The organism is Lactiplantibacillus sp. YT640, from assembly GCF_049745435.1.
GTDB classification, from domain to species: Bacteria; Bacillota; Bacilli; order Lactobacillales; family Lactobacillaceae; genus Lactiplantibacillus; species Lactiplantibacillus plantarum.
In genome coordinates this window covers 78,613-94,840 of the sequence record NZ_JBMNVY010000001.1, presented here as the reverse complement: position 1 = coordinate 94,840, position 16,228 = coordinate 78,613, and the positions used below count along the sequence as shown (strand labels likewise).

At 43.2% G+C, this 16,228-nt stretch carries 16 protein-coding genes and 2 tRNA genes; 13 read left to right on the top strand and 5 right to left on the bottom strand.

Annotated elements, in window-relative coordinates:
* The first annotated feature begins 64 nt into the window (after positions 1-64).
* Both ACOV1R_RS00440 and ACOV1R_RS00435 read left to right on the top strand, forming a co-directional pair.
* The gene (locus tag ACOV1R_RS00440) at positions 65-334 is read left to right on the top strand and encodes a head-tail connector protein (RefSeq protein WP_021356366.1); all 270 of its coding nucleotides are present in this window, start codon (positions 65-67) and stop codon (positions 332-334) included.
* 155 nt (positions 335-489) lie between these two features.
* Positions 490-861 (top strand): hypothetical protein, encoded by a 372-nt coding sequence (locus tag ACOV1R_RS00435; RefSeq protein WP_071542607.1) that lies wholly within the window; start codon positions 490-492, stop codon positions 859-861.
* Between the two features lie 598 nt (positions 862-1,459).
* Here ACOV1R_RS00435 and ACOV1R_RS00430 read toward each other — a convergent pair.
* Positions 1,460-1,532 (bottom strand) — tRNA-Gln (locus ACOV1R_RS00430).
* A gap of 134 nt (positions 1,533-1,666) precedes the next feature.
* Here ACOV1R_RS00430 and ACOV1R_RS00425 point away from each other — a divergent pair.
* A complete protein-coding gene (locus tag ACOV1R_RS00425; RefSeq protein WP_217203157.1) occupies positions 1,667-1,873 on the top strand; it encodes a hypothetical protein in 207 nt (68 codons plus the stop codon).
* Positions 1,874-1,922: 49 nt separating this feature from the next.
* Positions 1,923-1,995: transfer RNA gene (locus ACOV1R_RS00420), tRNA-Glu, on the top strand.
* A 343-nt stretch (positions 1,996-2,338) separates the two neighbouring features.
* On the opposite strand, the gene ACOV1R_RS00415 is transcribed toward ACOV1R_RS00420, so the two are convergent.
* Entirely contained in the window at positions 2,339-3,190 is an 852-nt protein-coding gene (locus ACOV1R_RS00415) for a polysaccharide deacetylase family protein (RefSeq protein ID WP_003644667.1), read from the bottom strand.
* Positions 3,191-3,412: 222 nt separating this feature from the next.
* Between ACOV1R_RS00415 and ACOV1R_RS00410 the strand changes: the two genes are divergently transcribed.
* From ACOV1R_RS00410 to ACOV1R_RS00395, 4 genes are all read left to right on the top strand, one after another.
* Positions 3,413-3,805, top strand: coding sequence for a YxeA family protein (locus ACOV1R_RS00410; RefSeq protein ID WP_011101730.1), 393 nt, complete (start codon positions 3,413-3,415; stop codon positions 3,803-3,805).
* Between the two features lie 227 nt (positions 3,806-4,032).
* Complete coding sequence (locus ACOV1R_RS00405; RefSeq protein WP_054519027.1) at positions 4,033-5,763, top strand: ABC transporter ATP-binding protein; 1,731 nt, start codon at positions 4,033-4,035, stop codon at positions 5,761-5,763.
* The gene (locus ACOV1R_RS00400) at positions 5,763-7,652 is read left to right on the top strand and encodes an ABC transporter ATP-binding protein (protein ID WP_003641422.1); all 1,890 of its coding nucleotides are present in this window, start codon (positions 5,763-5,765) and stop codon (positions 7,650-7,652) included. Before ACOV1R_RS00405 ends, ACOV1R_RS00400 begins: the two co-directional genes overlap by 1 nt.
* 14 nt (positions 7,653-7,666) lie before the next feature.
* Positions 7,667-8,638: a hypothetical protein gene (locus ACOV1R_RS00395; RefSeq protein WP_021356948.1), complete on the top strand. Its 972-nt coding sequence runs from the start codon at positions 7,667-7,669 to the stop codon at positions 8,636-8,638.
* 215 nt (positions 8,639-8,853) lie between these two features.
* Here the strand turns inward: ACOV1R_RS00395 and ACOV1R_RS00390 are convergent, their stop codons facing one another.
* Positions 8,854-9,216 carry a hypothetical protein gene (locus ACOV1R_RS00390; RefSeq protein ID WP_003641424.1) on the bottom strand — a complete coding sequence of 121 codons (363 nt, stop codon included), beginning with the start codon at positions 9,214-9,216 and terminating at the stop codon, positions 8,854-8,856.
* Positions 9,217-9,347: 131 nt separating this feature from the next.
* Here ACOV1R_RS00390 and ACOV1R_RS00385 point away from each other — a divergent pair, with 131 nt between their 5' ends.
* The 4 genes from ACOV1R_RS00385 to manA all read left to right on the top strand — a co-directional run bounded on the left by ACOV1R_RS00385 (position 9,348) and on the right by manA (position 13,045).
* Complete coding sequence (locus tag ACOV1R_RS00385; protein ID WP_003641425.1) at positions 9,348-10,376, top strand: branched-chain amino acid aminotransferase; 1,029 nt, start codon at positions 9,348-9,350, stop codon at positions 10,374-10,376.
* Between the two features lie 251 nt (positions 10,377-10,627).
* Positions 10,628-10,813 carry a hypothetical protein gene (locus tag ACOV1R_RS00380; protein WP_011101727.1) on the top strand — a complete coding sequence of 62 codons (186 nt, stop codon included), beginning with the start codon at positions 10,628-10,630 and terminating at the stop codon, positions 10,811-10,813.
* A 170-nt stretch (positions 10,814-10,983) separates the two neighbouring features.
* Positions 10,984-12,003, top strand: coding sequence for a serine hydrolase domain-containing protein (locus ACOV1R_RS00375; RefSeq protein WP_021356211.1), 1,020 nt, complete (start codon positions 10,984-10,986; stop codon positions 12,001-12,003).
* Between the two features lie 76 nt (positions 12,004-12,079).
* On the top strand, positions 12,080-13,045 hold the full coding sequence (gene manA, locus ACOV1R_RS00370; RefSeq protein ID WP_003641428.1) for a mannose-6-phosphate isomerase, class I: 966 nt from the start codon (positions 12,080-12,082) through the stop codon (positions 13,043-13,045).
* Between the two features lie 261 nt (positions 13,046-13,306).
* Here the strand turns inward: manA and ACOV1R_RS00365 are convergent, their stop codons facing one another.
* On the bottom strand, positions 13,307-14,029 hold the full coding sequence (locus ACOV1R_RS00365; protein ID WP_003641430.1) for a type 1 glutamine amidotransferase: 723 nt from the start codon (positions 14,027-14,029) through the stop codon (positions 13,307-13,309).
* 2 nt (positions 14,030-14,031) lie between these two features.
* Positions 14,032-15,378, bottom strand: a complete 1,347-nt coding sequence (locus ACOV1R_RS00360) for a Mur ligase family protein (RefSeq protein WP_003641431.1) — start codon at positions 15,376-15,378, stop codon at positions 14,032-14,034.
* A 261-nt stretch (positions 15,379-15,639) separates the two neighbouring features.
* Between ACOV1R_RS00360 and ACOV1R_RS00355 the strand changes: the two genes are divergently transcribed.
* Positions 15,640-16,218: a thymidine kinase gene (locus ACOV1R_RS00355; protein ID WP_003644660.1), complete on the top strand. Its 579-nt coding sequence runs from the start codon at positions 15,640-15,642 to the stop codon at positions 16,216-16,218.
* Positions 16,219-16,228: the final 10 nt, after the last annotated feature.

Below are 16,228 nucleotides of genomic sequence, written 5' to 3'. Positions count from 1 at the left end.
CCCTATACATAAATTAAAACCAACGGGGGTGGCGATTCGCCACCCCCTAAAAAGGAGTGATTACATGGCTGTAACCGTTGATGATATTAAACTAAGCCTAAGAATTGACGTAACCGAAGATGACCCAATGATCCAAAGCTATTTAGACGCCGCCAAGGACTACGTGCAGACGGCTGTTAGCAAGAATGAAGATCTGACTGTCTACAAACAGTACGATTTTGCCGTGTCCTTGTTGACGCAATTCTGGTATCAAAACAGAGTAACTGATATGACAAAAACACCGTATCAAGTTGTTAGTATGATTCAACAACTGCGTGGAAAAATTGAAGCTTAGGCTTGACATATGAAATGATTGATACTAGAGTTAATGTTGTAATTGCCCTAATATTACTTTCCTATAAAAACGGCGATTATCATATCCTATAGTGAGAGGCTCTCCCCCGAGCCTCTTTTTTATACATATATCTGGAATTAGAAAGTGTGATTCCAATGCGCCAAGATGTTAAGAAAATTCGCAATTTATTAAAGCAATATGCCAAACTAAAACGTGATTTGACGGCTTATAACCAAGTTTCTAGTCCCTCATTCGATGGAGTATCCAGTCATAGTAGCCGAAACGGCACTGAAAGCCGCCTGATAAACCATGTTGACTTATCTTACCAATTAAAAGAAGTCGAAGACGCCCTCAATACAATTGATGATCCGCGATATCAATTTATCTTACATGATTACATTATTGAGAAACGTTTCAGCCGCAGTGAAGCTTGTGGCCAATTATCGGTTAGTGTCAGCAAGTTTAATTATATGAAGAATGAAGCATTACACGCTTTTGCAAAATTTTACAGTGATCTAACGGTTTGAATGCTACTATAGCCAAACTTCAACAATTTTACTGTATAATTAATAATGTGCAGTTAAATATTTACTGGAGTGTCCTTGTAAATGAGTTATTTCATTAAAAAATGGTTTTTCGAAGTTACTGTAAATATTACATTGTTGATTGTTCCGGCATATTTGATAACGTGTAGCATATTACAATATGGCCGCATGGCTTTCAGCTTGTCTATGCCGGTGACTGTTTATGGGCTAAATTTATTAGCATTTAACTTTATGATTCTGTCAGTATTTGACTTTATTCAGTGGCCGTTTGAGTATCATGAACCTAAAACTATAAGAAAGGTTATTTTTGTGATACACATTACTATTGCAGTCATTGCCTTGATAATAAGCGTTAGACTAATGGCCTAACGAAAAAAACTGCTAACCAAAGTTGGCTAACAGTCACTGCCCCGCGCAAGTATTAAGTCACTGGAAACAGTGGCTTTTTTTGTTATATTTTTGGCTGTCCTTTTGGCTGACTTTTAGTGAAAAGATATGACAACCAATGACAAACTAGAGTAATAAAAAAGCTGTAATCACGGTGTTTTTGACAACCAATGATAACAGCTGATAACGAATATTGGGTATACTGGGCTCGAACCAGTAAATTACGGATTCAGAGTCCGCTGCCTTACCAATTTGGCGAATACCCAATAACAACTATTTAATAGTAACTTTTCCAGCAAATACTGTCAAGGCTTTGCTGAAACTTTGTGTCTATTTTTTGCATTTTTGCTTGAATATCGTATCAGTTGGTGGCTAAACTAGTTAAATGGAAGGTGAGTGTATGTCGAAGTCAGAATTAGATCATTTATTCGATCATCTGCGACAACAATTGATCGTATGGGCGGTCACGGCCATCGGATTAGCAGTTATGCGCAGCTTTTTGTTACCGCAATTATTGACTTTCGTTTTTTGGTGTAGTGTGGTCTACTGTTTGCTCTTATTTGTTGGTTTAGTTGTTGTGATGATTTTTAGGTGGCAAAAATCTTAATTATATTTGACAAGCCGCTTATCATTCGGTAAGATAATAAATGAATTTGTGCCCGCTGGTCAAATTGGTTAAGACGTCGCCCTCTCAAGGCGGAGTTACGGGTTCGATCCCCGTGCGGGTGATAAGTCGACGTCGGTAGATAAAAAGAGAAGCGTCATAATTCTGGTATATAAGCATTATGACGCTTCTCTTTTGCTAATTGGTATCAAATTTAAACCCCAAATTTGCGTGTGTGCTGTTGTGATCACAACAGCACACACGCAAATTTGGGGTTTTAATTTGATACCAATTAGCAAAAGAGAAGCGTCATAATGCTGGTATATCACCATTATGACGCTTCTCTTTTGCTAATTGGTATCAAATTAAAACCCCAATTTTGCGTTTTGGCTGTTGTGATCACAACAGCACTGTTAAGCGCTCATAAAAAAGGGTTTTGGGATCGTGTCACAAGTAAGGGTCCTATGATTAATTATTACTCGTTAATAGTGTCTGAAAGGCCGTTAGCGACATTCCAGGTACGACCCGTTGTCGAGTGAGATTGTATGGGTTCTGTGTGCTGGTGGCGATGCCAGGTGCCGTTGATAGGGCATACTGATAGCCAGCCTGTTTATCGGCTTTAATGGTCTGCTGATTAGCACGGCCGGCTGGGTAACAAATAACTTGTGTGTTCTGTTGTAAATTATGATCGAGCCATTTTTTGGAACTTGATAATTCCGTAAGTTGAACCTGGTAAGTTAAATTATTTAAATCCAGATGGCGAACGGTGTGACTTTGAAAATCAATATTACCGGATGCTTGCATCCGCTTAGCATCAGCTAAAGTTAAGTGGTTTTTCTTATGGGTAAAGCCGGTAATAAAATTAATGGTGGCGTGTTGGTGCGTCTGTTTCAAAATTGGCCAAGCTGCTGTCATGTTATCTTTATAGCTATCGTCGAGTGTGATCCAGACAATCTTCTTTTGTGGAATTCGCCGATGTTTGAGCGCGTATACGGCTTCATTGGCAGTCAGCGTTCGGTAGCCGTGTGCCTTTAGATAAGTCATTTCAGTTTGAAATTCTTTGGCGGGGACACGTAACTGGTTCCCGCTAGAAATACTGTGATACATCAAAATAGGCAAGTGAACATCTTTGACGGTATGCCAATGTTGATAAGGCCGTGCTTGTGCTTGGTGTTTAGCCGAGCTGTGAACGCTTTTAGCGCTAGTCTTAGATGATTGACTGCTGGCTTGTTTAGTTGCCGGTGAAGCCGCCTGACAGCCTGCTAACAGGCCGAGCGCGACGCCGAGACCTAATACAAAGTTGATACCCCGCATGTGCATGATAAATCCCCCCATGATTTAAAAACTACTTCCTATTCTAATAGAATAGCATGTAAAGCGCGATAATTATTGAAGTATTGTTAAAATAATTTCCTTAATGTTTAAGGAAACTCGAATTTGATTAGTAATCGTTTAAACTGATTAAGAAAGCCTAGTTAGGGTAGCCAGAGGAACTTTACTCCGATACGATTAATAAAATAATTAATTCGGGGGATAGTGTTTATGAATAAAAAATGGGCTGTTTGGTTGGTGGCGATTATTATGATGATTAGTGTAGGTACATTGTTAATTGTACCGACGATGACGAAGAATCAGGGGAGTGAGCTGGCAATGGCGGTGGATAACTTAAACCCATTTGTTAAGGTACAAACGGTCTATGGTCGGACTAATCAGGCAATCGGCCACTCGACTGGTCAGATGGGCGAAGATATCTATACCTACCGAATGCTGACCAGCGATGCGCAAGGTAAGCAACGCTGGTTGACATTTACCGCAGATCACCGGCTAAAGCAACGACACTATTTAAAGATTGAGACGAAGGGACAAAACGTGAATTCATGGGAGGCCGTTGTGACAAATCAGGTACCTCAAAATATACAAGAAGTATTGGCTTAAATTTAGGCATAGTGCCGTGTCAGCGATTAGTGACGCAGCACTTTTTTTGTGTTATTACGAAGGCGAGCTTAATAAATTCTTAAATCCTTTTGAGTGCTAAACTGCGATGAGCGCGTTACAATATTTTACGTGAGACTTGTAAAGATGGTTGACAAAAGGACCATTTTTAGTTAGATTAAGATACTGCATTATTATGTAATAATGAATGAATGAAGGGGAGCGTGCAAATGCTTAAAATAGCAAAGGGTCGGATTTCGTATCCCGCGGTAATCGGTGCGGTCTTATTTATGATCGTGCAAGTGATTGCGACCTTAAATCTGCCTAGTTTGACATCTAATATTGTGAATAACGGGGTGGCTACTGGTGACATTAGTTATATCTGGAAAATCGGATTTGAAATGATTGGTTTTTCATTGTTATCAGTCGTCGCAGCGTTTGGCAACGTCTTTTTGGCGGCGCGGTCATCACAACAATTAGGGAAGAATTTACGGTCGGATATTTATAAAAAGGTCATCAATTTTTCAAATGATGAATTTGATAAAGTTGAGACGTCTTCACTAATCACTCGAACGACCAATGACGTCGTCCAGATTCAAAACGTGGCCATGATGGCGTTACGAATGATGATTATGGCACCAATCATGCTGATTGGTGCAAGCTTTTTAGCGTATACCAAGAGTCATGAATTAACTTGGATCTTCGTGGTTTCTATTCCGGTACTATTGATTTTTATTGGTTTGATCATGGCATTTGCAATACCGTTGTTTCGGGCGATGCAAACTAAGACTGACCGCATCAACCTTGTTTTTCGTGAAGGCTTAACGGGAGTACGCGTTATTCGGGCATTCCGTCAAGATAAATTTGAACAGGACCGTTTTGAAGACGCTAACCAAGATTACACGCACAATGCGATTAAGGTTAATACGATTGTGGCCTTGGCTTACCCGGTAATGACTTTGATTATGAGTGGGACTAATGTGGCAATTGTCTGGTTTGGTGGCCAATTGATTAGTAGTCAAACAATGCAAGTTGGGAATATGATTGCGTTTATGACTTATGCCATGCAAGTATTGATGAGTTTCATGATGCTTGCCATGGTATTTGCGTTCATTCCACGGGCGGCCGCTTCCGCTTCCCGGATTCAAGAAGTCTTAAGTATTGAACCTAAAATTACTGACCCTGACAAGGCAGCAACGTTACCAGCGACGACTGAACACAGCTTAGAATTTGATCATGTCAACTATCGATATCAAAGTGCGGAGCAATTAGCGCTGGCAGATATTGACTTTAAAGCCCATTCTGGACAGACCGTTGCCATTATTGGTGGGACCGGTTCTGGGAAGACCACGCTCGTTAATTTAATCCCCCGATTCTATGATATTGAGAGTGGGGCGGTCAAATTAGATGGGAAAGATGTTCGGCAGTTGAAGTTAGCTGATTTACACCAAGCCGTTTCGTTTGTTCCGCAAACTGCTACTTTATTCACGGGGACGGTTCGTGAAAATATGCAATTCGGTAACGAACACGCGACCGATGATGAAATCTGGCATGCGTTAGAAATTGCTCGTTCAACTGACTTCGTTAAAGAAGAAGGCGGCCTGGATGCACACGTTGAACAAGGTGGGGGTAACTTCTCTGGTGGTCAACGGCAACGATTAGCAATTGCTCGTGCACTTGTCAAACAGGCTTCCGCTTATGTATTTGATGATTCTTTCTCCGCATTGGACTTCAAGACTGATGCTCAATTACGGGCTGAATTACGCCAGGATAAACAGATTCAACAGAGTGTCGTAGTCATCGTGGCGCAACGGATTGCGACGGTGGCGGATGCTGATCTGATCTTGGTCCTAGATAACGGTAAGTTAGTCGGCAAGGGGACCCACGCTGAATTGAAAGCTAATAATGAAGTTTATCAAGAAATTATGAAGTCACAATTACGAGAGGAGGATCAGCTGTAATGAGCGAAAAGAATACGAGTTCTACTAAGCCTGCACGTCCTGCTGGCGGTCATGGCCCCGGTGGTCATGCTGGACTAGTTGAAAAGCCTAAGAGTTTTTGGAAAACGGCGATTCGATTGATGCGCTACATGTCAGACCGGTGGGTCGGTTTGGCAGTGGTCATGATTTTTGCCATTGCTTCCGTGATTTTCCAGATTCGAACACCTAAGATTTTAGGTAAAGCAACGACCGAACTTTATAAGGGAATTATGAAGGGGGCCGCGCAACAGAAGGCTGGTATCAGTCAATCCGGTTACCCAATCAACTTTGAAAAAATCGGTCAGATTATTATGATCGTTTTGATCATGTACTTGGCCTCAGCACTGTTCAACTTTATTCAACAGTACATTATGACGCGGATTTCCCAACGGACCGTGTATAAGTTGCGGCGTTCATTTAAGGGTAAGATGCAAAAGGTGCCGATTTCATATTATGATACCCATTCGAATGGGGACATTATGAGTCGGGCCGTCAATGATATGGATAATATTGCCAACACGTTGCAGCAAAACCTAACCCAAGCGGTGACAAGTACCGTCACCTTTGTTGGAACCTTATGGATGATGCTGACGATTAGTTGGAAGCTGACCTTGATTGCACTCGTTACCATTCCACTGAGTGTCGTGGTGGTTGGTGTGATTGCGCCGAAATCACAGAAATTCTTCGGAACACAGCAAAAGAGCTTGGGGTTGTTGAATAACCAAGTTGAAGAAAACTATGCTGGACACGTGGTCATCAAGAGCTTTAACAAGGAACAAGATGCCATCGATGATTTTGAAATCCAAAACAATAATTATTATCAATCAGCCTGGAAAGCGCAATTTATTTCAGGTATTATCATGCCACTGATGATGTTCTTAAATAATATTGGCTACGTCTTTGTTGCCATCATTGGTGGGATTGATGTGGCTAACGGGAACGTTTCGTTAGGTAACATTCAAGCGTTCTTACAATACACGCAACAATTTTCACAACCGATTTCACAAATGGCGAACTTGTTGAACACGATTCAATCGACCGTGGCTTCCGCTGAACGGGTCTTTGAAGTGCTTGATGAAGAAGAAATGAAACAGACGAAATCCAACTTACCAGCCGAACCAGATAGTGATAACTTGATTAGTCTGCAACACGTTCAATTTGGTTATGCGGATAACGACCTGTTAATGAAGGATTATAATCTGGACGTTAAACGTGGGCAACAAGTGGCCATCGTTGGGCCAACTGGTGCTGGTAAGACGACCATCATTAATTTGTTGGAACGTTTTTATGACATCAAAGGTGGTTCTATTAAATTGAAAGGGACCGATACACGGGACCTGGATCGTGAAGACTTGCGGTCACACTTTGCGATGGTGCTTCAAGATACCTGGCTCTTTACTGGGACGATTTTTGACAACTTGAAGTACGGCCGTGAAGATGCGTCAGATGAAGAGATTTATGCTGCGGCTAAAGCGGCCCATGTTGATAGCTTTGTTCGCAAATTGCCAGATGGTTATCAGACGGTTCTGAACGAAGAAGCTTCAAATATTTCACAGGGACAACGCCAATTATTGACGATTGCCCGGGCGTTTGTGGCTAATCCAGAAATTCTGATTTTGGATGAAGCAACGAGTTCGGTTGATACGCGGACTGAAGTGCATATTCAGCATGCCATGGAACGACTCCTGAAGAACCGGACCAGTTTTGTGGTTGCGCACCGGTTATCAACGATTCAGGGTGCGGACAACATTATTGTGATGAACCATGGGTCAGTGGTTGAAACTGGGACGCATGAACAGTTGATGGCTCAAAATGGGTTCTATGCGGATCTATATAACAGTCAATTTACTGGCAATATTAGTCTCGACTAAAGGAGGGGTGTCAATTGTTCCGGAAAACAGCAATGGTTGCCGTTACTGCGGGTGCGCTAACGTTCTTATTAGCGGGCTGTGGTAAGACAACCTTATCAACGACTAAAACCACATACAAGCCGAACGGGTTAGTAGCGGCCGTCAAAGGAAAATCCAACGTTAAAAAGGTTCATTATCAGCTTGACGGTGGTCAGACGAAGACGGCGACGGTGCGTAATCATACGTTTGTTATTCAAGTTCCGACCAAGACGACCCGCCAAACGGTGAAGATTAAGGCCGGTTCGGATACCACGACGGTGCACGTAAAGGGCGCCAAGAAGCTAGTTGGCTATCAAAAGATGGCGACGACTTACAATCAGGCTTTGATTGCTTCTAAACTCAGCAAGTCTGATCAACAGGCGGCTAAGAAGTTGCAAACTGAGGGTGCAGCCCTTAAAAAGCAACAAGCAACGATCCAAGCCAAAGTCAAGCAAGCCCAGGCCCAAATCAAGGCTGGCGGTACGGCGGCTGCCACGGGTGCTAAGACACTCCAAGCCCAACAAACTGCTGCGGCGCAGCTCAAGACCAAAGCAGCTAGTTTGCAAACGACTCAGAAGCAGGTCGAAGCGGCAATGGCAACGGCGAAAAAGCAGGTCAAGTCGCAATTGTTACCGACGAAGACGCCAAGTGATGGCATCACGAACGTGTTAACAACTAAGGATTATAAGATCCGGCTAAATGTTCAGAAGGGTGACGTATTAGGGGCAGCGATGATTGTTCCAACCAAGGCCTTTAAGAACAAGACCCGCCAGAAGAACTTTGGGACGGCGTTTGCTTTGATGACGACAACAACGGGCGCCAATGCCAAGAAGGTTATGAAACAGTTCCAGAAGGAAACCAAGGATAATAGTGGTAGTACGACGACAATCGATCCGATTACCTCTAAGGGCGTTCGCTTCACGATTGGTGTCTCCACGTCTGACTTGTATATCTTTATGACTAAGTAATGTTTTATGAGCGCGACTGGACTTTGATTAGTCAAGTAAAGCTCACTATTCGAGGTTATGACGGGACGAACCCGTAGTTCTAAGTCGGCTGCATTTTACGCTTGTAAAGTAATCAAAAAATCACCACCTGGATGAACATAATCCAGGTGGTGATTTTTTGATTGATCCATTTTAAATTTGATTCCAAATAGACCGTAAAGGTTACGTGCGTTAAATTACTCAAATGATAACTCTAAGAAGTATAAGTGTTTGGCTGGTAAATGGGCCGAAGAAACCCACACTTCATGGTAGTTAGGGACTTTTTTCTCTGTGTAATCGAAGAAGAAATCAAGTAAGTTGCCGTTTTTAGCGACAAAGTCATCCTGAAATCGGTTGACTAATAGCTTGTTGTCAGGAAAATAAATTTCGGGGTTAGCGACCTTAATATGATCGGGGACACCCATCCGAACGACATTCGTGTATTCCGGTTGGGTAAACTGAATTTCAGTCGGGTGATGGGTGATATAGAACATGACGTTATAAATTGAATCTGAATTACTAGCCACGACAAACCAGTCCTTTGCTAAATTTACACTCATTATACCAAAAAAATCTTAAAGCGTTGGAAATGTTTGACGGGCCCTTGACAAACTTCTAATTAACCATTAATCTTTTAATTAAATTCAAATTAATTAATTTGGAAAATTACATATAAAGGAAGTCGAAGCATATGGCAGACGTACAATTAGACTGGAACAACTTGGGGTTTGAATATCGGAATCTTCCGTACCGTTATCGTGCGTATTGGAAAGATGGTGCTTGGTACAAAAAAGAATTAACGGGAGATGCAACTTTACATATTAGTGAAGGCTCAACAGCATTACACTATGGTCAACAAGACTTTGAAGGCTTAAAAGCTTACCGCACTAAAGATGGTAGTGTTCAATTATTCCGGCCAGATCGTAATGCAGCCCGAATGCAGACCAGCTGTGAACGGTTATTAATGCCACAAGTGCCGACAGACATGTTTGTGGACGCTGTTAAACAGGTTGTTAAGGCTAATCAAGATTACGTGCCACCGTATGGAACTGGTGCGACTTTATACTTACGGCCATTGATGATCGGGGTTGGGGGTAACATTGGTGTTCATCCAGCTCAGGAATACATCTTCACGGTCTTTGCAATGCCAGTTGGTAGTTATTTCAAAGGCGGGATGACGCCAACCAACTTTACGACGTCCGAATATGATCGTGCGGCCCATAAAGGAACCGGGGCTTATAAAGTTGGTGGGAATTATGCGGCTAGCTTATTCCCAGGTCAAGAAGCTCATGCCAACGGTTTCTCCGACTGTGTTTATCTTGACCCGGTTGAACATCGTAAGATTGAAGAAGTAGGTTCAGCGAACTTCTTCGGGATTACTAAGGATGGCACTTTTGTGACACCCAAGTCACCATCAATTCTACCTTCCGTTACGAAATATTCATTACTCTACTTGGCAGAACATAAATTTGGGATGAAGACTGAACAAGGCGACGTCTACATTGATGATTTAGACCGGTTTGCTGAAGCTGGGGCTTGTGGGACAGCTGCGGTTATTTCACCAATCGGTGGCTTGGAACATCAAGGCAAGTTACACGTGTTCTACAGTGAAACGGAAGTTGGTCCGGTAACGAAAAAATTATATGATGAATTAACTGGAATTCAATTTGGCGATCGGGAAGCGCCTGAAGGTTGGGTCCAGAAAGTTGAATTAGACTAAGTACAGTGTTGTTTGTGTGAATAAAAAGACGGCTTTAGTAAGACCCGTGATACGGGTGGAACTAAAGTCGTTTTTATGTGCGTGCGCATGATGCACGTGGTATTGTGAATAGTAAGAAATGCTGTCTAATCAGTAGACGCATGATCGGAACGACAGTTATTCGGCTAAGGGGACGTTACGGTTAGGTTAAGATTGCTGATTGTGATGTAAAGTTGCTGAAGAAACGCTAAAATTAAAGGGAGTTGGGCAAGATGATAAAGTGGAGTAATCGACATTGGCAGGCAGTTGAATGGGTCAGCACGGGAATTTTGGTGGGCTGTACGTTACTGTATAATCATCAGGTTGTCTCGAATCAATGGCTTCTCGTCATTGGCGGGGCCGCTTTAATCAGTTATTGGTTGGTCACATTACCGCGGTTATTCGGAAGTCAGCACTAGCTTCGGGCAGGTCGTTGATGCAATCAGGTCAGTTCGTATCCGCAGAAATTGTCAGGGTAAAACGTGGACACTTTGCCAGGTTACTTGGTTGATACTGACCTTGAAGGCGGTTTAGCCACAGTCAATCCCAACTTGAATCATGATCCTAATAAGAGAGAATGAATAAATTAATGTTAACTTTTAGTAGAACCGCAGCACTAATTAACCAAATGGTCCAAGATCAAGTGATCCCAGGGGCGAGTTATGCCTTGATTGATGGGGCTGAGTGGCACACGAATCAAGTGGGCGTCGCTCAAATAAAACCAACGATCAAACCATTATGGCCGGATGCGATGTATGATTTAGCCTCGGTTACTAAGGTCGTGGGAACAACAACCGTGGCGATGCAGTTGATGCAAAATGGGCAACTTGAAATTGACCGCCCCGTGCATGACTACCTACCGGCTTTACAGTCCACAACGATTACGGTTCGTAATTTGATGACCCATACAAGTGGGCTGAGTGGTTATATTCCAAATCGGAATGCGTTGTCTGCAGATGCGTTATTAGCCGCGATTCAACAGCTACCAATCAGTGAGCGTAACCGCAATCATCGGGTGGTTTATACGGATTTAGGCTTGATCATCATGGGGCAAGTCATTGAACGAATTCTTGGAGCGGCCATTCAGCCAATTATCACTGAGCGCGTTTTGCAGCCATTAGGGTTAGCACACACGAGTTTCCAACCTCAACTAGCGCAAACCGTTCCGACGACGTATTCCATGAAAACTGGGTTGTTACGGGGGATCGTTCATGATCCTAAGGCCAGAGTCTTAGGTGAACACTGTGGTTCCGCCGGTTTATTTGCCAGTGTGACAGACCTTGTTCGGTTTTCACAATTGATGCTCGGCCAAATCGACGTACCAGCTGTGCTATCACAGGCCACGATTGCAAGCTTGTATCAAGATTGGACGCCCAATCAACACTTACGCCGGAGCTTTGGTTGGAACCTCTGGCACCGTTCTAATGAGACGCTGCCGGTGATTTTTCATACTGGTTATACTGGCACGCTCCTGATGCTTGACCGTCAACGGCAACGGGGCCTTGTTTTCTTATCCAACCGGGTGCATCCAGTTGCAAATAATTCGGTATTCCTTCCAGCACGTCGCCGGTTAATTGCGGCTTGGTTGGCGGATACGGTTACAAATTAGCTACTTCGGTTTCACAACCGCTTTCATTTATGCTAAAATTTAGATATTAAATTCAACAATGGAGTGAGTAGATCTTATGAGTGAGCCATACTTTTTAAAGCCGGTGTTCCATGAAAAAATTTGGGGCGGTACCAAATTACATGATGATTTTAATTATGATATTCCCAGTGATCATACTGGTGAATGTTGGGCTATTTCAGCTCATCCGCATGGTCCAGCGACCGTTGAAAATGGGCCGTACGCTGGCATGACACTGGATCGAGTATGGGCAGAACATCGTGATGTGTTCGGTGATGCTAAGGGAGATGTCTTCCCACTATTAACGAAAATCTTGGATGCTAGTGAAGATTTGTCGGTGCAAGTGCATCCTGATGATGCGTACGCGGCTGAACACGAGCACGAACTTGGCAAGACTGAATGCTGGTACGTGATTGCGGCTGAACCGGGTGCAACGATGATTTATGGTCATCATGCGAAGACCCGTGAACAGCTCGCTGAATGGATCAACAACGGTGAATGGAATAAGCTATTACGGCGAGTGCCCGTTAAGCCCGGCGATTTCCTTTATGTCCCATCTGGAACGATTCACGCCGTTGGTAAGGGAATTATGGTGTTAGAAACGCAGCAGAGTTCTGATACGACTTACCGGCTATATGATTGGGACCGGGTCGACAAGACCACTGGTCAGAAGCGCGAGCTGCATTTGCAACAATCCATTGATACAACTAACGTTCCGCATCATGACCCTGATCTTGACATCACGACTACCCAGGTTGGGGATGCAACGGTGACCAAATACGTCCAATCACCATTCTTTGGTGTTTGGCAATGGCGGCTAACAAATGGGCAAGCAACTTTTAACCGGGGAACAGCACCTTATACGTTAGTCTCTGTACTTGATGGTGAAGGTAGCATTGTCGTTGACGGTCAAGACTATCCATTGAGTAAGGGCGTCCACTTTATCTTGCCATTTGACGTAAAACAATGGACATTGAAAGGCGATTTACAAATTATTGCTTCAGAACCTGGGGCTAAGGCATAATTAGTTAACCCCTTGATGGGATAAAAAAGATTGATACTGGTTGGAAGCCAATATCAATCTTTTTTTGCGCATCTACTGATAGTATCAGTTTATTAATAATCACTATCTGAAAGTATATAAATATTTATTATAGCTTGAAGGGGTTTACTAATGAGAAGGCTTCCAAAAAACTATTATCATTGTAACCAATTAATACGGATCAAACTAAAAAAATCGTCACTGGCTGGTAACTAAGTCAGTGGCGATTTTGAGTGATACGTTTTAAGGTTTCACGATGACGTTTTTAGTGAGGTCTTCGTTGAGTTGATCCAGTGCATCGAAGTTGCCTTCAGGGTATTTACGTTGTAAGGCCAGTTTCAAGATTCGTTTGGCGAGGGCTTCATTGCGTGCAAGGATTGGACCATGGAAGTAAGACCCAAAGGTGTTCTTGTAGATAACGCCCTCAGATTGATCTTTGCCATTATTGCCGTTACCTTGGAGCACTTGACCAAGGGGCCGTTCACCTTCGCCCAGGAAGGTCATCCCGTTGTGGTTTTCAAAACCATAGTAGGTCTGGTGGGTTTCGGCGTTCTCAATGGTTATATTACCAATAAAGCGATTGTTATCCTGACTGAGCGTGTAATGATCTAAGGCACCGATACCCGCGATCTTTTCACCATGGGCCCCAATGTAGTAATGGCCCAGCATTTGAAAGCCACCACAGATTGCTAATAATGGGCCACCGGCTTCGATATATGCGGTCAAGGCGTCTTTTTTCGTTTGTAAATCCTTGGAAACAATCGTTTGCTCGTAATCCTGACCACCGCCGAAGAGGGCGAAGTCATATTTTTCTTCGTCAAACCGATCATCCAAGCTAACTAAGTCAACAGTGATGTCGGCATCCACTGCTTTAGCATAGTAGCGCATTGCTAAAATGTTACCGATATCACCATACGTGTTCATTAGATCGCCGTAGAGGTGTGCGGCGTGTAGTGTATAAGTCATGGTTAAGCCATCCCCCCATCGATAATGCCTTGGCTAGCAAGTTGTTTTCGTAATTGCAACATCGCGGTGTAAGTTGCGACGACGTAGACTTGCTTGGTCGGTAGTTTTTGAATTGCGGTCGTCATGTTGGTCAGGTCAGGAATAATGGTTAACTGATCTTCCGGTACCCCAGCAACTTTTAGCCGGAACGTGATATCACGATAACGTTCACCCCCACTAATATAGGCGGGAATATTCAATGCCGGTAATTTTTCAAAATTACCATCCCAGATCCAACTAGTATCAATACCATCTGCATAGTTTGCGTTGAGCAGAGCGGCAAATGAGAATGGCCGGTCATCGGTGCTGATTGTTTGCAAGACTTGGTTAAGGCCCACTGGATTCTTGACGAGAATCAGCGTAACGTCCTTTTCGCCAACGTGAAAGGTCTCTTGGCGACCAAAGACTTGTTCATCGTTGTCGCTAAGGGCGTGCGCGATTTTGGCCGGCGTGACGTCCATGAAGCGCCCAACCGCGTAGGCAGCTAGCGCATTATAAATATTGTATTGACCACCGATATTAAGATGCATGGCCTGACCGTTGATTTCAAAGTCTGAGCTAGTCGGTGTCATAGCGGTTAGGGCGTTTAATTTGTATGTCAACTGTGGACGCTCAAAACCGCAGTGGGGACAATAATACTTGCCCATATTGCTATAAGTTCGACTATGGTAACGTAAAATATGCTGACAACGCGGACAAAGCAGGCCATCCGTATTTGCTGGCGCTTGTTGGTCATGGTCGGGCTGGTAGTCAAATCCGTAATACAGTATCGGATTAGGCAATTGTTTGGCATTGAAGAGTGGCAAATCACCGTTGGCAATAATTGTCGCTTCAGGTGCTAAAGCAACCCCGTCTAAGATTTTTTGATATGTCGTGTAGATTTCACCATATCGATCCATCTGGTCACGGAAAATGTTCGTGAAGACAAAGGCTTTTGGTGTGATGTACTTGGTGACCATGATTACGTTAGCTTCGTCGACTTCTAGAACTGCGAGTGGCTTTTGGTGCGCTTTAGGTGCCCGTAAAAAGGTCGTGACGATACCTTGCTTCATGTTGGATCCGCTTGGATTGGTTAAAATGTCAGGGTACTGTTCACGTAAAACCTTGACCGTCAAGGCGGTCGTTAACGTTTTACCGTTGGTCCCAGTGATGACGATGACGTCGTAGTTTTTAGCGAGATGCTTTAAAATCGTTGGATCGAGCTTCAGCGCTAACTTGCCGGGGAGTGAGCTCCCACCGCCACGGAAGGTGTGTAAAAACCAATATGCGGATTTACCCGTCCAGGTGGCTAATGTACTATTAATTGACATAAGTTATCGGTACCCCTAATTCTTGATTTACCTGGGAAATGATCAGTGTGACCAACTACCGGGTATTAAAATCATAATTACCGGACAAAATGTCCTACTCTCAAGTATTTTATACTGAACGTCCCTAAAAGAAAAGTGATACTCCCGCCATTTAACCGCATATTATCAATTCGTTAATTAGTTTTAATGACAGAATGCTGAAATTCACGGCCAAATCCGCTATAATTGACTAGAAATGTGTAAAAAAGGGGAATGAGTCGCTTGGCACAGTTATTTTTTCGATATGGCGCGATGAACAGTGGTAAAACCATTGAAATTTTGAAAGTTGCCCATAACTATGAGGAACAAGATAAGTCGGTCATTATCTTAACGAGTGGCTTAGATAATCGTGATGGTGTGGGCTATGTTGCGAGTCGCATTGGCCTTAAACGTGAAGCAACGCCAGTATTTGATGATACCAATATTTTTGAGATCGTTAAACAAACGAATCCGGATGCTGCGTGCGTTTTAATCGACGAAGCCCAATTTTTGAAAAAGCATCACGTCCTAGAATTGGCTGACATTGTTGATGAGCTAAAGATTCCAGTGATGACGTTTGGTTTAAAGAATGATTTTCGTAACGAATTGTTCGAAGGTAGCAAGTACCTACTGCTATATGCGGACAAGATCGAAGAAATGAAGACGATCTGCTGGTTCTGTCGTAAAAAAGCAATTATGAATTTACGGTTCCACGATGGTCAGCCCGTTTATGAAGGCGAACAAGTTCAAATCGGGGGTAATGAGGCGTACTACCCAGTTTGTCGTCATCATTATTTTTACCCGCCGAAATTAACAAAGTGAGGATTAACTG